A 16,458-nucleotide genomic window follows, 5' to 3' on the forward strand; every position below is an offset into this window, starting at 1 on the left:
CGCGCGCCCACGACAGGGCGAGCGCAACAGATTTCGGCGGCGCAAGCTCGGGCCTAATTGCCCGCGCTTTCCATCTTGCGATGTGCGATGGTCCGTTCCAGCCAGCCAATCTCCATCTCGGGCACCGAAGACAGGAGGAGGTCGGTGTAATCGTCGAAGGGCGGGGTCAGAACATCGCTTTTCTGGCCGTAGCGAACGACCGATCCCTTGTACATGACCGCGATCTTGTCGGCGATGGCGCGCACCGTGGCGAGGTCATGGGTGATGAAGAGATAGGCCACCTGCGCCTCGGCCTGCAAAGCCATCAAGAGTTTGAGGATGCCATCGGCGACCAGCGGGTCGAGGGCGGAAGTCACCTCGTCGCAGATGATCAGCCTGGGATTTGCCGCCAGCGCCCGGGCGATGCAGACGCGCTGCTTCTGGCCGCCCGAAAGCTCGGCCGGGTAGCGGTCTGCAAAGCCCTTGCCCATCTCGATCTGGTCGAGCAGTTCCTGCACCCGCGTATCGCGCGCCTTGCCGCGCAGGCCGAAATAGAATTCCAGCGGCCGCCCGATGATCGTGCCGACGGTCTGGCGCGGGTTCATCGCCGTGTCGGCCATCTGGTAGATCATCTGGATCTCGCGCAGGTCGTCCTTGGAACGGCCCTTCAACTCGCGTGACAATTGCCGCCCGGCAAAGCTGATGCGACCCTGCGTGGGGGGCAGAAGGCCGGTGATGGCGCGGGCCAGCGTGGATTTGCCCGAGCCGCTTTCCCCCACCACGGCCAGGGTCTGGCCGGGCGCAAGATCGACATTGATGTTCTTCAACACGTCGAAAGTGGTGCCGCGATAGCGCGCGGTCACATTTTCGACCCGGAGCACCGGCGGCGCGGGCGGCTTTTCCTCATGCTCGAGCGAGCGCACCGAGACCAGGGCCTTGGTGTAATCCTGCCGGGGTTCGTGGATGACCTGCGCGGTGGGGCCGTATTCGACCATGCGGCCATGGCGCAGCACCATGATGTCATCGGCGACCTGCGCCACCACGGCAAGGTCATGGGTGATGTACAGAGCGGCGACGCGGGTGTCGCGGATTGCCTCTTTGATCGCGGCGAGAACGTCGATCTGGGTCGTCACGTCCAGCGCGGTGGTCGGCTCGTCGAAGATCACAAGATCGGGCTTGGGGCACAGCGCCATGGCGGTCATGGCGCGCTGCAACTGCCCGCCTGACACCTGATGCGGATAGCGGTTGCCGAAGGTTTCGGGGTTGGGCAGGCCCAGCTTTCGGAACAGCATGACGGCGCGGGCCTCGGCCTCGGACTTCGTCATCACGCCATGCGAGAGCGAGGTCTCGATCACCTGTTCCATCAACTTCTTGGCCGGGTTGAAGGCCGCCGCCGCCGATTGGGCGACATAGGTCACTTCCTTGCCGCGCAGGGTGCGCAGGTCGCGCGGCCCGGCTTCGCGGATCTCGCGCCCGTTCAGGTGTATCGTGCCCTTGGTCAACCGCACCCCGCCACGGCCGTAGGACATGGCGGAAAGGCCGATGGTCGATTTGCCCGCACCGGATTCGCCGATCAGGCCCAGCACCTTGCCGCGCTGAAGTTTCAGGTCGACCCCATGGACCAGCGTCACCTCTTTCGGCGCCTCGCCGGGCGGGTAGGACGTGGCCTCGATCACGAGGCCCTTGATGTCGAGAAGCGTGTCGTCAGCCACCGCGGCCTCCTTTCAGGCTTGAGGTGCGGGTCAGCACCCAATCGGCCACGAGGTTGACGGAAATCGCCAGCGCGGCGATGGCGAAGGCGGGGACCAGCGCCGCCGACTTGCCATAGACCAGGCCGTCCTTGTTTTCCTTGACCATGCCGCCCCAGTCGGCCAGCGGCGGCTGCACGCCAAGGCCCAGGAAGGACAGGGTCGAGATGAAGAGAACGGCGAAGATGAAGCGCAGGCCGAATTCGGCGACCAGGGGCGACAGCGCGTTGGGCAGGATTTCGCGGAAGATGACCCAGCGCCCGCCCTCGCCCCGCAGCTTGGCGGCCTCGACATAATCCATCACCGCGATGTCGACCGCGACGGCGCGCGACAGGCGGAAGACGCGGGTGCTGTCGAGCACCCCGATCACCAGGATGAGGACGGTCAGGTTCAGCGGCAGGACCGAGAGCATGACGAGCGCCACGATCAGCGAGGGGATGGCCATCATCAGATCGACGATGCGCGACAGGGTCTGGTCGATCCAGCCGCCATTCACCGCCGCGAAGAAGCCGAAGAAGGCGCCCAGCGAGAAGGACAGCGCCGATGAGGCCAGCGCGACGAAGATGGTGATCTGGCCGCCATAGATCAGGCGCGACAGGATATCGCGGCCGATCGTGTCGGTGCCAAGCCAGTATTTGTCACTCGGCCCCTCCCACACGCCGCCGACGGCAAGGTCGATCGGATAGGGGGCGATCCATTGCGCGAAGATGGCGCAGAACAGGAACAGCCCGGTGAGGGTGAGGCCGATGAAGGCCGAAACGGGAAGGCGGGTCTGGGTGAAGGGAAGTCTCATTTCGGATGCCTCAGCCGCGGGTTGGCGAGGATGCCGATCACATCGGCCAGCATATTCAGCCCGATATAGACGGCGGCGAAGATCAGGCCGACGGCCTGCACCACCGGCAGGTCACGCTTGGTGACGTGATCGACCAGATATTGGCCCAGGGCGTTGTAGCCGAAGACCACCTCGACCACGACCACGCCCACCACGAGATAGGCGAGGTTGAGCATGACGACCGAGACGACCGGCGCGATGGCATTGGGGAAGGCATGGCGCCAGATCACGGTCATGGGCGAAAGGCCCTTCAGCTCGGCCGTCTCGATATAGGCCGATTGCATGACGTTCAGGATCGCAGCGCGGGTCATGCGCATCATATGCGCCAGGACGACCAGCACGAGCACGATCACCGGCAGGATGACGGCGTTCAGCCTTTCCCAGAACCCCATGCCGGGGAAGACCATGGCGACGGGCAGAAGGCGGCCCGAGCCGCCGGTGAGCCAGCCGATGCCCTGGGTCAGCCAATTGTCCTGGGTGAGAAGGAAGATCACGAAATAGCCGGCGACGAATTCGGGCAGGCTGATCGTGGTCAGCGTGATGCCCGAAATCAGCTTGTCCTGCCATTTGCCGGCATGGCGGGCGGCGATCAGGCCAAGGATGATGGCCAGAGGCACCGAGATCGCGGCGGCGCAGGCGGCCAGGAACAGCGTGTTGCCCAGCCTCTGGCCGATGGAGGTGGCGATATCGGCGCCATTGGTCAGCGCCGTGCCCAGATCGCCGGTCAGTACCCCGCCGAGCCATTGGAAATACCGCGTCAGTGGCGGCTGATCGAGCCCCATCTTCATCCGCAGGTTTTCCAGCGCCTGCGGGGTGGCCGACTGGCCGAGGATGGCCTGGGCGGTGTCTCCCGGCAGCGCCTCGACGCCCAGAAAGATCACCGCCGAACAGGCGAGAAGCAGGATCAGGCCCAGCGCAAGGCGCTGGACCACCAGTTGCAGGACGGGGTGCATGGGTCTGGCCCTCTCAGGCCAGCCAGCACTTGACCTGGGAGCGGCCGTTCATCAGCTCGCCATTCGGATCGTCGACCCAGCCGCCGATCGTGTCGGACACGCCCGAGACGAAATCGTTGAACATCGGCAGGATCAGCCCGCCCTCGTCGCGCAGGATATGGGCCATCTCGCTGTATTCGCCCTTGCGCTTCTCGGCATCCAACTCGCCCCGCGCGGCGAGCAGCAACTCGTCGAACTTGGCATTCTTGAACTTGGTGTCGTTCCAGTCGGCGGTCGAGAGATAGGCGGTCGAATACATCTGGTCCTGCACCGGACGGCCGCCCCAGTAGGAGGCGCAGAAGGGTTCGACATTCCAGACATTCGACCAGTAGCCGTCATCGGGTTCCAGCTTGACCTGAAGCGGGATGCCTGCCGCATTGGCCGAGGCGGCGAAGAGGTTGGCCGCATCCACCGCGCCCGGGAAGGCGCCCGGCGCCGTGCGCAGGATGATCGGGCTGCCGTCATGGCCGGCCTTGTCGTAATATTCCTTGGCCTTGGCGGCGTCATAGTCGCGCTGCTCGATCGTGTCGTCGAACAGCGGATAGGCGGCGTTGATCGGGAAGTCATTCCCGCGCGAGCCGAGGCCGCCCAGGATCTTGTCCACCATTTCCTGACGGTTGATCGCGTATTTCAGCGCCATCCGCATGTCATTGTTGTCGAAGGGCGCCTTGTCGCAATGCATGATGAAGACGTAATGGCCGCGGCCCGCGACGGCCTTGATCGACACGCCGGGAACGCCTTTCAGCAGTTCCACGATCTTGGGATCGACCCGGTTGATCATATGGACCTGGCCCGATTGCAGGGCCGCGGTACGAGCGGTGTTGTCGTTGATGACCAGAATCTCGACCTCGTCGGCATGGCCGATCGAGCTGTCGAAGTAATTGGCGTGCTTCTGGAAGGTGTGGCGGACGCCCGGCTCGTTCACGACGACCTTGTAGGGACCGGCGCCGATGCCCGCAGCCGGATTGTCGACCCCGCCGCCGGGCTGGATGATCAGGTGATAGTCGCCCATCAGATAGGGCAGGTCGGCGCTGGCCGAGGCGAGTTTCAGCGTCACCATATCGCCTTCCTGGCTGATCTCGCTGATACCCTGCACGATGCCCAAGGCGCCCGATTGCGACTTTTCATCGGTATGGCGCTTGAGCGTGGCCACCACGTCCTCGGCCGTGACGGTGCTTCCGTCATGGTATTCCACGCCCTTGCGGATCTTGAACTTCCATTCGGTCGCGTCGGGGGAAGAAGAGATTTCCTCGGCGATGCGATAGTCGATCTGACCGTCCGGCGTCACATCGACCAGCATCTCGCCCCAGGTCATGTTGACCTGGAACGGCACTTCCGAGGCGGCCAGCGCCGGGTCGAGCGAGTTGGTCGATTCGCCGCCCTGCATGCCAACCTTGATCGTGCCGCCCTTCTTGGCTTCCTGCGCCAAGGCGGCCTTGCCAAAGAGCGCCCCTGCGAGGCCCGCCGAGACGCCCAGCGCCGTCGAGCGGCCCAGGAACTCGCGACGGCTCATCGCGCCTTTGCGGACGCGAGCAATGAGCCAGTCCAACTGGTTGTGCTTGTCGTTCATATCCGTCTCCCTGTGGTCTTTCCCCCGGGCGTTGCCGTGGGATTCTTTTGTTGATTGTGCACTCAATAAACCGCGATCTTGACCGCGCGGCAACGGTTTTTACCCGGTTCGTCACACAAAGCTGCGTTCCACCTCTTCGTCCCAGCTCCGTTCGAAAACCAGGGTCTCGCCTTCCCAGGCCCTGAGGTGGGCTTTGAGGCGAAGATGGCTGAGCGTGCCGGTCATTTCCGCCTCGACCCTTGTGCGCACGGACCAGCCGCCGCGCGACAGGCGCTGCTCCCAGCTGTGGAGGGCCTTTGCGCTGAGCGGATCGTCAGGGGCGATTTCCCAGCGCTCCGACATGGTCTCGCCCGAGATGAGGCCGTGGCCCAGGTTTTCGGTGTCGCCCAGGTCATCCTCGACCACCAGCGCTCTTGTGCCTGCGATGAGATCTTCCTCGATGAAGCGACGGGTCTTGCCGGGGCGGATCACCCGATGGGCGAAGGGGCGCGCATGTTCGGCGGGCGGCGGGGTCCATTCCGGGGCATCGGCGCCGCGATGGGCCGGTAGGGTCAGGCTTCCGCCGGTCAGGGTCAGGCTGCCCGCTTCGGGCGAGGGCCAGACGAAGGGCCAGTAGCTGTTCGACAGCGCCAGCCGCAGCCGGTGGCCCGCCTTGAGCCGGTAGCCGGTGAGGTCAAGCTTGAACGCCACATCCATCGCCTGCCCCGGCACCATGGGCGCGGGCCGGTCCATGCCGTCGCGATGGCAGAGGTTCAGCATGCCATGGCAGATGCGGACCGAGGCCCCGTCAGGCCCGACATCGCAAAGCCGCGCCACCACGAAACCAAGCGGCCTGTCGGAAGACAGCGACAGGCGCAACTCGGCCTGGCCCAGAAGCTGGAAGTCCGCCGCCAGGGGCGCCATGTCGAAACAGACCGACAAAGCATCGTCGCCCGCCTGATCGCCCGGCATCTCGGCATTCAGGCCCATCGGGAAGAATTCGCCCGTATGCATGCCCAGATGCTGCGGGGTGGCGATGTCGACGGCAAAGGCCTTTTGCGTTTCTTCTGTTCGCAAATATCCCACGGGGGTCCGGGGGTGTGAAACCCCCGGGGCGTCAAGATGCACCACCATCGGCGTTCCGCGGGCCGATGGCCAGGCGGCTTCGGCCACCCAATGTCCGGCACGGTGCTTGGCGCTGGCATCCGGCGGTTCGGAATGCAGGATATAGGCGCGCAGGGCCGGGTCGTCCTCGGCCCCGTTGTCGATGCCTTTCAGCCAGCGGTCCCACCAGCGGATCGCGCATTGCAGGAAGCCCACCTGCGGCCCCGGCACGGCGGTGTGGGGGTATTGGTGAACCCAGGGGCCGATGACGCCCTTGACCGGCCCCGGCGCATGTTCGGCCAGAAGCCCGACCGTGTTCATGTAATTGTCCGCCCAGCCGCCCCAGATCATCGCGGGCACGGTCATCCGCGTCCAATCCTCGCAGACCGACCCATGCGCCCAATAGGCGTCGCGGGCCTGATGGCGCGCCCAGACCGGCGCGAGCCAGGGTTCGGCATTCAGGCGGGCGAGCCAGTCGCCGCGCCAATCGTTGCGCAAAAGCGGATCGGCCGGGCGCGAGGAATAGGACAGCATCACCGCGCCCCAGCCGAAATTCTCGCCCAGGAGGCAGCCGCCCTTGAAATGGATGTCATCGGCAAAGCGGTCGGTGGTCGAGCAGACCGAGATCACCGCCTTGAGCGCGGGCGGGCCGTTGAAGGCGGCCTGCAGGCAATTGAACCCGCCCCAGCTCTTGCCCATCATGCCCACGCTGCCGTTGCACCAGGGCTGCGCCGCAAGCCAGCCGATCACCGCCTCGGCATCGTCCATTTCCTGACGGGTATATTCGTCGGCCATCAACCCCTGGCTGTCGCCATTGCCGCGCATGTCGACGCGGATGCAGGCATAGCCATGGCCGGCGACATAGGGATGCATCATCTCGTCGCGCGGGGTGGTGCCGTCGCGCTTGCGATAGGGGATATATTCCAGCACCGCCGGGACCGGACGGGTTTCCGCATCGACCGGCATCCAGACCCGGGCCGAAAGGCGGGTGCCGTCGGCCATGGGGATGGACATGTCCTCGGTCTCGGCGATGGCATGGGGTAAGTCGGTGCGGATGGTCATGGCGGCTCCTTAGAGGCTGGATCAGACCAGCGCGGGGGGCGAGAAATTGCCGGATCGCGGCATCTGACCTGACATTTCCGACATTGCGGGTCGCGCGGGCGAAAGGCTAGGCTGTCGCAGGAGGCACCGCGCATGACCGAGCTTTCCTGCCGCTGCGGCCGGTGCCGACTGGCGGTCACCGGCCCGGCCCGACGGCGTTATGACCGCGAAGAACCAGTCGCCCGGATTGATCGCGGCGCTGCTGAAGGCCCGGGCGGCCCTGGCGCGCCGGGCACCGGAACCCGACATGACGGAGGTGGCGGATGACTGATCGCAAGAAGCCTGACAGTGACAAGATCGAAGTGCGCAACGTCGCCTCGCCCGGCCACATCGCTCGCGTCGATGCTGCAAAATATGCCGCCATGCGTCTGGCGCTGTTGAAAATCCTGCCCGACAGCCCGCCCGGCCTGACTGTCGCAGCGGCGAAAGAGGCGCTGTTGCCGCATCTTGACGGCGGGCTGTTTCCGGGGGGCGAGAAGGCGGGCTGGTGGCTGAAATGCGTGCAGCTGGATCTGGAGTTCAAGGGCGTGATCGCGCGGGCGAAGGGCGCGCCGGTGCGGCTTTTCCGCAAGGCGGATGTCGCCTGACGTGGGCGGGGCGGCGCATCCCCGCTATCGCGGCGCGATGGCTGCGCCTAACCTTTCGCCAGACCCCGCGCCGGAGCCCCCGATGAGCCGCCCCAATATCCTGATCCTGATGGCCGACCAGTTGAACGGGACCTTCTTTCCCGATGGCCCGGCGCCCTTCCTTCATGCGCCGAACCTCAAGGCGCTGGCCGCGCACTCGACACGGTTTGCACAGGCCTATACCGGATCGCCGCTTTGCGCGCCGGGGCGCGCCAGCTTCATGTCGGGCCAATTGCCGCGCCGCACCCGGGTCTATGACAATGCCGCGGAATTCGCCTCGGACATCCCGACCTATGCCCATCACCTGCGCCGGGCGGGGTATCAGACCGCGCTGTCGGGCAAGATGCATTTCGTCGGCCCCGACCAGTTGCACGGCTTCGAGCAGCGCCTGACCACCGACATCTACCCCGCCGATTTCGGCTGGACCCCGGATTACCGAAAGCCGGGCGAAAGGATCGACTGGTGGTATCACAACCTCGGTTCGGTCACCGGCGCGGGCGTGGCCGAGATCACCAACCAGTATGAATATGACGACGATGTCGCCTTTCAGGCGAGCCAGAAGCTCTATGACCTGTCGCGCGGCCAGGACAATCGCCCCTGGTGCCTGACCGTCAGCTTCACCCATCCGCATGACCCCTATGTCGCGCGGCGCAAATACTGGGATCTGTACGACGGCGCGGCGGAACTGGAACCGCCGCAGGCTATTCCCTATGACAAGATGGACCCCCATTCGCAGCGCCTGATGGATGCCTGCGACTGGCGCGGGCTGGAGGTCACGCCCGATCATATCCGCCGGGCGCGCCAGGGCTATTTCGCCAATATCTCTTATATCGACGACAAGATCGGCGAGATCCTTGCGGTGCTGGAGGCGACGCGGCAAGAGGCGGTTGTCGTCTTCGTCTCGGACCATGGCGACATGCTGGGCGAGCGCGGATTGTGGTTCAAGATGAACTTCTTCGAAGGCGCGGCGCGGGTGCCCTTGATGGTCGCGGCGCCGGGCATGGCGGCGGAGCGCATCGACACGCCGGTCTCGTCGATCGACCTGCTGCCGACGCTCTGCGATCTGGCCGGGGTGGACATGTCCGAGATCCTGCCCTGGACCGATGGGGTCAGCCTCGTGCCGGTCGCGGGCGGCGCGGCGCGCGGCGCGGTGCCGATGGAATATACCGCCGAAGGCTCGATCACGCCCTTGGTGGGGCTGCGCGAGGGCGCGTGGAAATACATTGCCTGCCCCGCCGATCCCGAGCAGCTTTACGACCTCGCCTCGGACCCGGGCGAACGGGTGAATCTGGCGGGCGATCCACGCGCGGCCGAAGTGCTGGCGCATTTCCGCAAGGCGGCGGCGGCGCGCTGGGATCTGCCCGCCTATGATGCCGAAGTCCGGCAAAGCCAGGCGCGGCGCTGGGTGGTCTATGAGGCGCTGCGCAATGGCAGCTATTTCCCCTGGGATTACCAGCCGCTGCGCGCGGCCAGCGAACGCTATATGCGCAACCACATGGACCTGAACGTGCTGGAAGAGCAGAAGCGCTTTCCCCGGGGGGAGTAGCCTCGCGCGACGGTTGCAGGGGGCTCTGCCCCCTCGGCGCTACGCGCCTCACCCCCGGGATATTTGGAAACAGAAGAAAGACCAGGGATCGCTTCGGCCCTTCTTATCCCGCCAAATATCCCGGTGGCCGCTGCCGGGCGCGCCCGCAGGAAGCTCAGCGCGCGTCATGCAGGATCATCTCGGCCCCCTTCCAGCCGACCATCATCGCGGGCGCATTGGTGTTGCCGGCGATGAGATTGGGGAAGCTTGACGCATCGACCACGCGCAGGCCGCCGATGCCATGGACGCGCAGACGGGTGTCGAGCACGCTTTCGGTCGGGTCGGGCCCCATTCGGCAGGTGCAGGACGGATGATAGACCGTGCCGGAGCGGTTGCGGAAATCCTCGATCAGCTCGGCATCCGACTGAATCTGCGGACCGGGGCGCAATTCCTCATCGACCCAGCGGGCCATGCTGGGTTGCGCCATGATCCGGCGCAGGAATTTCACCGCCGCCAGCATCTCGGTCACGTCGTCCTGGGTTGCATAGGCATTGGCGGTGATGGCCGGATGGGCCAGCGGGTCGGGCGAGGTGATGCGGACATGGCCGCGCGAGCTGGGGCGGCAGTTCGACAGGCCGACCGAGAGGCCGGGGAACGGGTCGGGGGTCAGGAGCGGGCGTTCGCCGGCGCGGGGCAGCAGGGTCGAGAAAGCCTGGAAATAGAGCTGCATATTGGGGCGGTCATGGCCCTCATGCGTGCGGAAGAAGCCGCCGCCATGATTGATCGATTTCGCGAGCGGGCCGCCGCCCAGGGCGAGATACCACAGACCCATCAGGGCCTTGCCCCACCAGGGCCGCAGGATGTTGTTATAGGTCGAGACCTTCATCTTCCAGGTGTAGTTCAGGCCGTGATGGTCGGACATATGGTCGCCGACATTGGCGTTTTCGTGCCGGACCGGGATGCCGTGAGACTGGAGCAGGCTGCCCGGGCCGATACCGGAGAGTTGCAGAAGCTGGGGCGAGTTGATGGCGCCGCCCGCCAGAATGACCTCGGCCTTGGCCCGGAGGGTCTGACGCGCGCCGCCCCGGATGTATTCGACGCCGGTGGCGCGGCCGTTTTCGATCAGGACGCGGGTGACCTGGGCCTGGGTGATGACGCGCAGATTCTTGCGGCGCATCGCGGGGTGCAGGAAGGCGCGGGCGGCCGAGTTGCGGCGGCGGCCCTTGATCGTCATCTGATAGGTGCCGGTGCCTTCTTGGGTGGCGCCGTTGAAATCGGCATTGTAGGGCAGGCCCGCCTCGGTGCAGGCGGCGATGTAATCCTCGACCAGCCAATGCAGGCCGCGGCGGTTGTTCGAGACGTAAAGCGGCCCGCCCTGGCCGCGGAAGTCGTTGGCCCCGGCCTCGTTATGTTCCATGGCCTTATAGGCCGCGAGCACCTGATCCCAGCCCCAGCCGGGGCCGGCCGCCGCCTGCCAGTCGTCGAAATCCCGCTTCTGTCCGCGGATATAGACCATGGCATTGATTGAGGACGATCCGCCCAGGATGCGGCCGCGCGGGATATGGTCGCGCTGGCCGTTGAGACCGGGATCGGGTTCGGCGGCATAGAGCCAGTTGACGGCGGGATCGTAGAACAGCTTGCCATAGCCGAGCGGCATCTGGACGAAGAAGCGGCGGTCATCGCCGCCAGCTTCCAGAAGCGTCACGCGATGGCGGCCATTCTCGCTGAGCCGGTTGGCCAGAACGCAGCCCGCGCTGCCCGCGCCCACGATGATATAATCACTCTCGTCCATATCCGTCCCCTTCGGCGGCACCCTAGGCCACCGCGCCCGCGTGACTTGGCGGTTTGCGACAGGGGGGTGTCGGGTTTCAAGGCTTGCCGTCGGGGCCTTGCGCTTCGGAGGCTTTGCGTTCCACCGGACCGCCCGCCGCGACCCAGCCGGTGAAGCCCTCGGCCACATGGGCGGCGGGAAAGCCCATGTCCTGCAAAAGCGCGACCGAGAGGGCCGAGCGCCAGCCGGAGGCGCAATGGAAGACGAAGCGCTTCGCCTCGCCGAAGATCGGCTTAAAATAGGGGCTGTCGGGATCGACCCAGAATTCCAGCATGCCGCGCGGGCAATGGAAGGCGCCGGGGATCGCCCCCATGCGGTCGCGCTCGCGCGGGTCGCGCAGGTCGACAAAGACGGTATCGGGATCGCCATGCAGCCTGACCGCCTCGGCCGCCGGGATTTCCGTGATCCTTGCGCGCGCCGCCGCGACCATCTGCGCCGCCGTGGTGTTCAGTGCCATATGCGCCCCCTGCTCTGGGCCGCAGTTCAGCGCGGACGGGTCAGAAGGGCAAGGGTCTTGTCGCAGCGCGTGCCGTCAAAGAAGGCGCGCAGGATATCGGCGAAGATGCGGTCCTGCGGGGCGAGGGCTTCGAAAAGCGTCATCGAGGAGCGCAGCTTCTGCGCATCGACCGGGCCAAGCACCTCGGCCGCGGGCTTGGCGCGATGGGCCAGCATGACGCGGCTGATCTCGACCAGGCGGGGGCCGAGGAGAGGATGGGCGCGATAGGCCAGCCCCTCGTCGCGCCCGGCGATGCCATAGGTCTGGGCCATGGCCGAAAGGCCAAGACCGCGCAGTTGCGGCCAGATGAACCACATCCAGTGGCTTTCCTTGCGCCCGGCGCGGATCTCGGCCAGCGCCTGCGGCCAAATCGGGGCCTGAGCCGCGACGAAGCGGTCCAGCCCCTCGAGCTCTACCACCATGGCGCGCAGCGCCCTCATTTCCCCTTCCAGACCGGATCGCGCTTTTCGGCAAAGGCACGGGCGCCTTCAAGCTGGTCTTCCGAGGAATAAAGCTTGTCGACCGTGGCGAACTGGCGCTTGCCGATGCGGGACATGGCATCCTGAAAGCGCAGGTTCTCGGCCTCGCGCACGACTTCCTTGATCGCGGCATAGACGAGGGGCGGGCCGGATTCCAGGAGGCGGGCCAGATCCCAGGCCTTGGACAGCAGGTCCCCGGGCGTGCAGATTTCCTTGATCAGGCCCCAGCGGAACGCTTCCTCGGCATCGAACCAGCGCCCGGTGAGAAGAAGGTCCATGGCGACATGATAGGGGATGCGCTTGGGCAGCTTGATCGAGGCCGCATCGGCCACGGTGCCCGAGCGGATTTCCGGCAGGGCGAAGGTCGCGGTGGTCGAGCAGAGGATCAGGTCGGCCGACAGCGCCAGCTCCAGCCCGCCGCCGCAGCAGATGCCCTGGACGGCAGCGATCACCGGCTTGTTGAGGTTCGGCAATTCCTGCAAGCCGCCAAAGCCGCCGACGCCGTAGTCGCCATCGACGGCATCGCCCTCGGCCGCGGCCTTGAGGTCCCAGCCGGGGCAGAAGAATTTCTCTCCCGCCGCGCGCAGGATGCAGACGCGCAGGCTGTCATCGTCGCGGAAGTCGCGGAAGACATGGCCCATGGCGCGGCTCGTTTTCAGGCTGATCGCATTGGCCTTGGGCGCATCCAGCGTCACCTCAAGGATCGCGCCTTCGCGGCGGGTCTTGACCGGGCTTTCGGTCCGCATTTCCATGGCCATCTCATGCTCTCCTGATCAGCGCATCCACCGCGACCGCGCCCTGCGGGCGCAGGAGGATGGGGTTGATTTCAATCTCTTCCAGTCTCGGATCTTCCAGCATCAGGCCGCCCAGCCGCAGCGCCACATCGGCCAGGGCGGCGGTATCGGCCCTTGGCCGGCCGCGATAGCCGTCGAGGAGCGGCCAGAGCCGCAGGCGGCGCAGCGCATCAAGGATCTGCACCTGCGTAGCGGGCAGGATCAGGGTGACCGTATCGGCAAGTACTTCCGCCGTGACCCCGCCCATGCCAAGCGTCAGCGTCACGCCATAGACCGGGTCGCGGCGCAGGCCGAGCAGGATTTCGGCCACCGTGCCGGTGACCATTTCCTCGACCAGATAGCCCGCAGCGCCCGGCATCTCGGCCTGGCCGTCCAGCGAGGCGAGGCCCAGCCGCACGGCCCCGGCCTCGGTCTTGTGGGCGAAGCCCAGGCCCTTCAGCGCGAGGGGCGGGATCAGGCCCGCCGCACCCTGGGCCAGATCGGCCAGCGTCGGCGCGGTGAAGGAGCGTGGCACCGCAACCCCGGCTTCGGCCAGAAGCGCCTTGCCCTCGGCTTCGGACAAGAGCCTGGTCTCGCGCGCCGGCAGCGCCGGGGCGGGCCGCCAGCCCTGCGGGCCCGGCGCGGTCTGCGCGGCCCTGACCGCGGCCAGCGCGGTTTCAAGGCCCAGAAGCGTGCAGACCCCCTGCCCCATCAGCTCGGCCACGCGCGCCTCGCCGAAATTCTCGGGCAGCGAGGCCACCGGCAGCGCCACCTTGCCGGTGGCCTTCTGCGCCGCGACGATCGCGTCCAGGGCGGGCTGGTAGCCGGACGGATCGCAACGATCGGCGCGTGGCGGGTCGATGATGTAGAGGCCCGCATCATAGGCCTCGAGCATGGCGGTGAAGACCTCGGTCGTCTTCGGCCCGTCGCCCCAGATGAACGTGTGGTAATCCAAGGGGTTCGAGATGGTGGGGATCTCGCCCAGCACGGCGAAGAGCCGGTCATGCGTCGCTTGCGGCACCGGCGGGAAGTCAAGGCCATGGGGGGCGGCCAGATCGGCCACCAGACCGGCCTCGCCGCCCGAACAGGAGAGCGAGCAGATCCGCGTGCCGATGCGCGGGCCGTGGACATGGAAGATCTTCAGCGTCTCGATCAGCTCGGCCGGCGTATTGACCTCGGCCACGCCGATCTGGCGCAGAAAGGCGCTGGAGGCCGCGCCCCCGCCCGCCAGCGAGGCGGTGTGCGAGGCGGCGGCGCTGCGCGACAACTCGGTCTTGCCCGATTTGATCGCGACCACGCCCTTGCCCATCGCCCGCGCCTTCTCGGCCAGGGCGGCGAAGGCCGGGGCATCGTCGATCCCCTCGATGTAAAGCCCGACCGCGGTGACGCGCGGATCGTCCAGAAGCGCCCCGGTCAATTCGGCCAGGCCGACGACAGCGGCATTGCCCAGACAGGCGACATAGGCGACGGGCAGGCCGCGCTGCTGCATGCCAAGGTTGATGACGATGTTCGAGGACTGGCTGACCAGCGCCACCCCCTTTTCGACCCGGACCCCGCCATGCTGATCGGGCCAGAGAAGCGCGCCGTCGAGGTAATTGATCACGCCATAGCAATTGGGGCCAAGGATCGGCATGTCGCCCGCCGCGGCGATGAGCTTTTCCTGCAGCTCCGGCGCCCCGGCCTCGGTCCAGCCCGAGGCGAAACAGATCGCCCCCCCGGCGCCCATGGCGGCCAGTTCGGCCACGACATCCAGCGTGGCATGGCGGTTGACGCCGATGAAACTGGCATCGGGCGGCGCGGGCAGGTCGGCCAGGCTGGCATAGGCCCTGAGCCCGCCGATCTCGGATTTCGTGGGATGGACCGGCCAGACCGGACCGTCAAAGCCCATCTTGCGGCATTGCTCGATGACATTCAGCGCCCAGCCGGCGCCGAGAACGGCGATATGGCGGGGGCGGAGCAGGCGGTCGAGGCGCGTCATCTGCGGGCCTCGCGCTTGTGGCCATTCCCGGGGGCTCTGCCCCCGGACCCCCGGGATATTTTTGAACAGAAGAAAGCGAGACCGGTGGGCGCCGAAATGCCTCGCCCGAGAGATCCGAGCGAGGCGCCTTCTCCCGTTACGGTCATCGGCGTCCCCGCCTGTACCGTGCTGCAAGACTGGCGAATCGAGGTTAACATTCGGTTTCTTCTTCTGTTCAAAAATATCCCGGGGGTCCGGGGGCGGCGCCCCCGGGGCGGATGCGGCAAGACCGGGCCCTACGCCCCGAGGGGCCGCAAGAGCTCGCGGCTGATGATGTGGCGCTGGATTTCCGAGGTGCCTTCCCAGATCCGCTCGACCCGGGCATCGCGCCAGATCCGCTCCAGCGGCAGCTCGTCCATCAGCCCCATGCCGCCATGGATCTGGATCGCCTCATCCGCAATTTTCGCCAGAACCTCGGTCGCCTTCAGCTTGGCCATGGCCATATCGGCCTCGGTCACGGTGCCCTGATCGTATTTCCAGGCCGCCTCGCGGGTCAGCAGTTCCGCCGCCTTCAGCTCCATCGCCATATCGGCAAGCTTGAAGCTGATGCCCTGGAATTTGGCGATCTGCTGGCCGAACTGCTTGCGGTCCGCCGCCCAGGACAGCGCGTGCCCCATGGCGCGTTCGGCACGTCCGAGACAGGTGGAGGCGACTTGCAGCCTTGTGGCGCCCAGCCACTTGCCCGCGACCTCGAAGCCCTTGTGGACCTCGCCCAGAATCTGCGCCCTGGGCAGGCGGCAATTGTCGAATTCGAGGATCATATTGTTGTAGCCGCGATGGCTGACATTGCGATAGCCGTCGCGCACGGTGAAACCGGGGGTGCCCTTGTCGACCAGGAAAGCGGTGATCAGCTTCTTCCTGCCGCGCGGCGTGTCCTCTTCGCCGGTCGCCATCCAGACAATGGCAAAATCGGCGAGATCGGCGTGGCTGATGAAATGCTTGGTGCCGTTCAGGACGAAATCATCGCCGTCCTGGTGGGCGAAGGATTTCATGCCGCGCAGGTCGGAACCGGCACCCGGTTCGGTCATCGCCTGGCAATCATGCTTCTCGCCGCGGATGCAGGGGAAGAGGTACTTGTCGCGCTGCTCGCCCTCGCAGGCGAGAAGGATGTTCGAGGGGCGTGAGACGCAGGTCCAGTGCAGGGCGTAATTGGCCTTGCCCAATTCCTTTTCATAGAGGAGCCAGGTCAGGGTATCGAGACCGGCCCCGCCGACCTCGACCGGCATATTGGCAGCGTAAAGACCCGCGTCGATGGCCTTTTGCGCCAGTTCCTTGCGCAGCTCTTCCCGCAGCACGCCCGTGCGTTCGACCTCGGCCTCATGCGGGTAAAGCTCCGTCTCGACGAAGGCCCGCGTCGTGTCGACGATCATCTGCTGTTCTTCGGTCAGGCCGAAATCCATAATCTT

General features: G+C 66.1%; 13 protein-coding genes. 2 read left to right on the forward strand and 11 right to left on the reverse strand.

The window, feature by feature from the left end:
* Positions 1-53 precede the first annotated feature (53 nt).
* The 5 genes from ACED67_RS14245 to ACED67_RS14265 form a co-directional block, all read right to left on the reverse strand.
* Complete coding sequence (locus tag ACED67_RS14245; protein WP_395542350.1) at positions 54-1,691, reverse strand: ABC transporter ATP-binding protein; 1,638 nt, start codon at positions 1,689-1,691, stop codon at positions 54-56.
* Positions 1,684-2,520, reverse strand: a complete 837-nt coding sequence (locus ACED67_RS14250; protein ID WP_395542351.1) for an ABC transporter permease — start codon at positions 2,518-2,520, stop codon at positions 1,684-1,686. The genes ACED67_RS14245 and ACED67_RS14250 overlap by 8 nt, the downstream gene beginning before the upstream one ends.
* Complete coding sequence (locus tag ACED67_RS14255) at positions 2,517-3,512, reverse strand: ABC transporter permease (protein WP_395542352.1); 996 nt, start codon at positions 3,510-3,512, stop codon at positions 2,517-2,519. The genes ACED67_RS14250 and ACED67_RS14255 overlap by 4 nt, the downstream gene beginning before the upstream one ends.
* Before the next feature lie 13 nt (positions 3,513-3,525).
* Positions 3,526-5,121 carry an ABC transporter substrate-binding protein gene (locus ACED67_RS14260; protein WP_395542353.1) on the reverse strand — a complete coding sequence of 532 codons (1,596 nt, stop codon included), beginning with the start codon at positions 5,119-5,121 and terminating at the stop codon, positions 3,526-3,528.
* A 111-nt stretch (positions 5,122-5,232) separates the two neighbouring features.
* A complete protein-coding gene (locus ACED67_RS14265) occupies positions 5,233-7,266 on the reverse strand; it encodes a CocE/NonD family hydrolase (protein ID WP_395542354.1) in 2,034 nt (677 codons plus the stop codon).
* Positions 7,267-7,568: 302 nt separating this feature from the next.
* Between ACED67_RS14265 and ACED67_RS14270 the strand changes: the two genes are divergently transcribed.
* Positions 7,569-7,892, forward strand: coding sequence for a DUF6958 family protein (locus ACED67_RS14270; protein WP_395542355.1), 324 nt, complete (start codon positions 7,569-7,571; stop codon positions 7,890-7,892).
* A gap of 82 nt (positions 7,893-7,974) precedes the next feature.
* Positions 7,975-9,477, forward strand: a complete 1,503-nt coding sequence (gene betC / locus ACED67_RS14275; protein WP_395542356.1) for a choline-sulfatase — start codon at positions 7,975-7,977, stop codon at positions 9,475-9,477.
* Between the two features lie 154 nt (positions 9,478-9,631).
* Here betC and ACED67_RS14280 read toward each other — a convergent pair whose 3' ends face one another.
* From ACED67_RS14280 to ACED67_RS14305, 6 genes are all read right to left on the reverse strand, one after another.
* On the reverse strand, positions 9,632-11,248 hold the full coding sequence (locus tag ACED67_RS14280) for a GMC family oxidoreductase (RefSeq protein ID WP_395542357.1): 1,617 nt from the start codon (positions 11,246-11,248) through the stop codon (positions 9,632-9,634).
* Positions 11,249-11,324: 76 nt separating this feature from the next.
* Positions 11,325-11,744, reverse strand: coding sequence for a rhodanese-like domain-containing protein (locus ACED67_RS14285; protein WP_395542359.1), 420 nt, complete (start codon positions 11,742-11,744; stop codon positions 11,325-11,327).
* Between the two features lie 26 nt (positions 11,745-11,770).
* Positions 11,771-12,223: a DUF1810 domain-containing protein gene (locus ACED67_RS14290; RefSeq protein WP_395542360.1), complete on the reverse strand. Its 453-nt coding sequence runs from the start codon at positions 12,221-12,223 to the stop codon at positions 11,771-11,773.
* A complete protein-coding gene (locus tag ACED67_RS14295) occupies positions 12,220-13,020 on the reverse strand; it encodes a carnitinyl-CoA dehydratase (protein ID WP_395542361.1) in 801 nt (266 codons plus the stop codon). The genes ACED67_RS14290 and ACED67_RS14295 overlap by 4 nt, the downstream gene beginning before the upstream one ends.
* Before the next feature lies 1 nt (position 13,021).
* On the reverse strand, positions 13,022-15,013 hold the full coding sequence (locus ACED67_RS14300) for an acetate--CoA ligase family protein (protein ID WP_395542362.1): 1,992 nt from the start codon (positions 15,011-15,013) through the stop codon (positions 13,022-13,024).
* Positions 15,014-15,288: 275 nt separating this feature from the next.
* Positions 15,289-16,452, reverse strand: coding sequence for an acyl-CoA dehydrogenase family protein (locus tag ACED67_RS14305; protein ID WP_395542364.1), 1,164 nt, complete (start codon positions 16,450-16,452; stop codon positions 15,289-15,291).
* Between the last annotated feature and the right edge of the window lie 6 nt (positions 16,453-16,458).

Origin of the sequence: Neotabrizicola paludis (genome assembly GCF_044142105.1) — a bacterium.
In the GTDB taxonomy this organism is placed as follows: domain Bacteria; phylum Pseudomonadota; class Alphaproteobacteria; order Rhodobacterales; family Rhodobacteraceae; genus Pseudogemmobacter.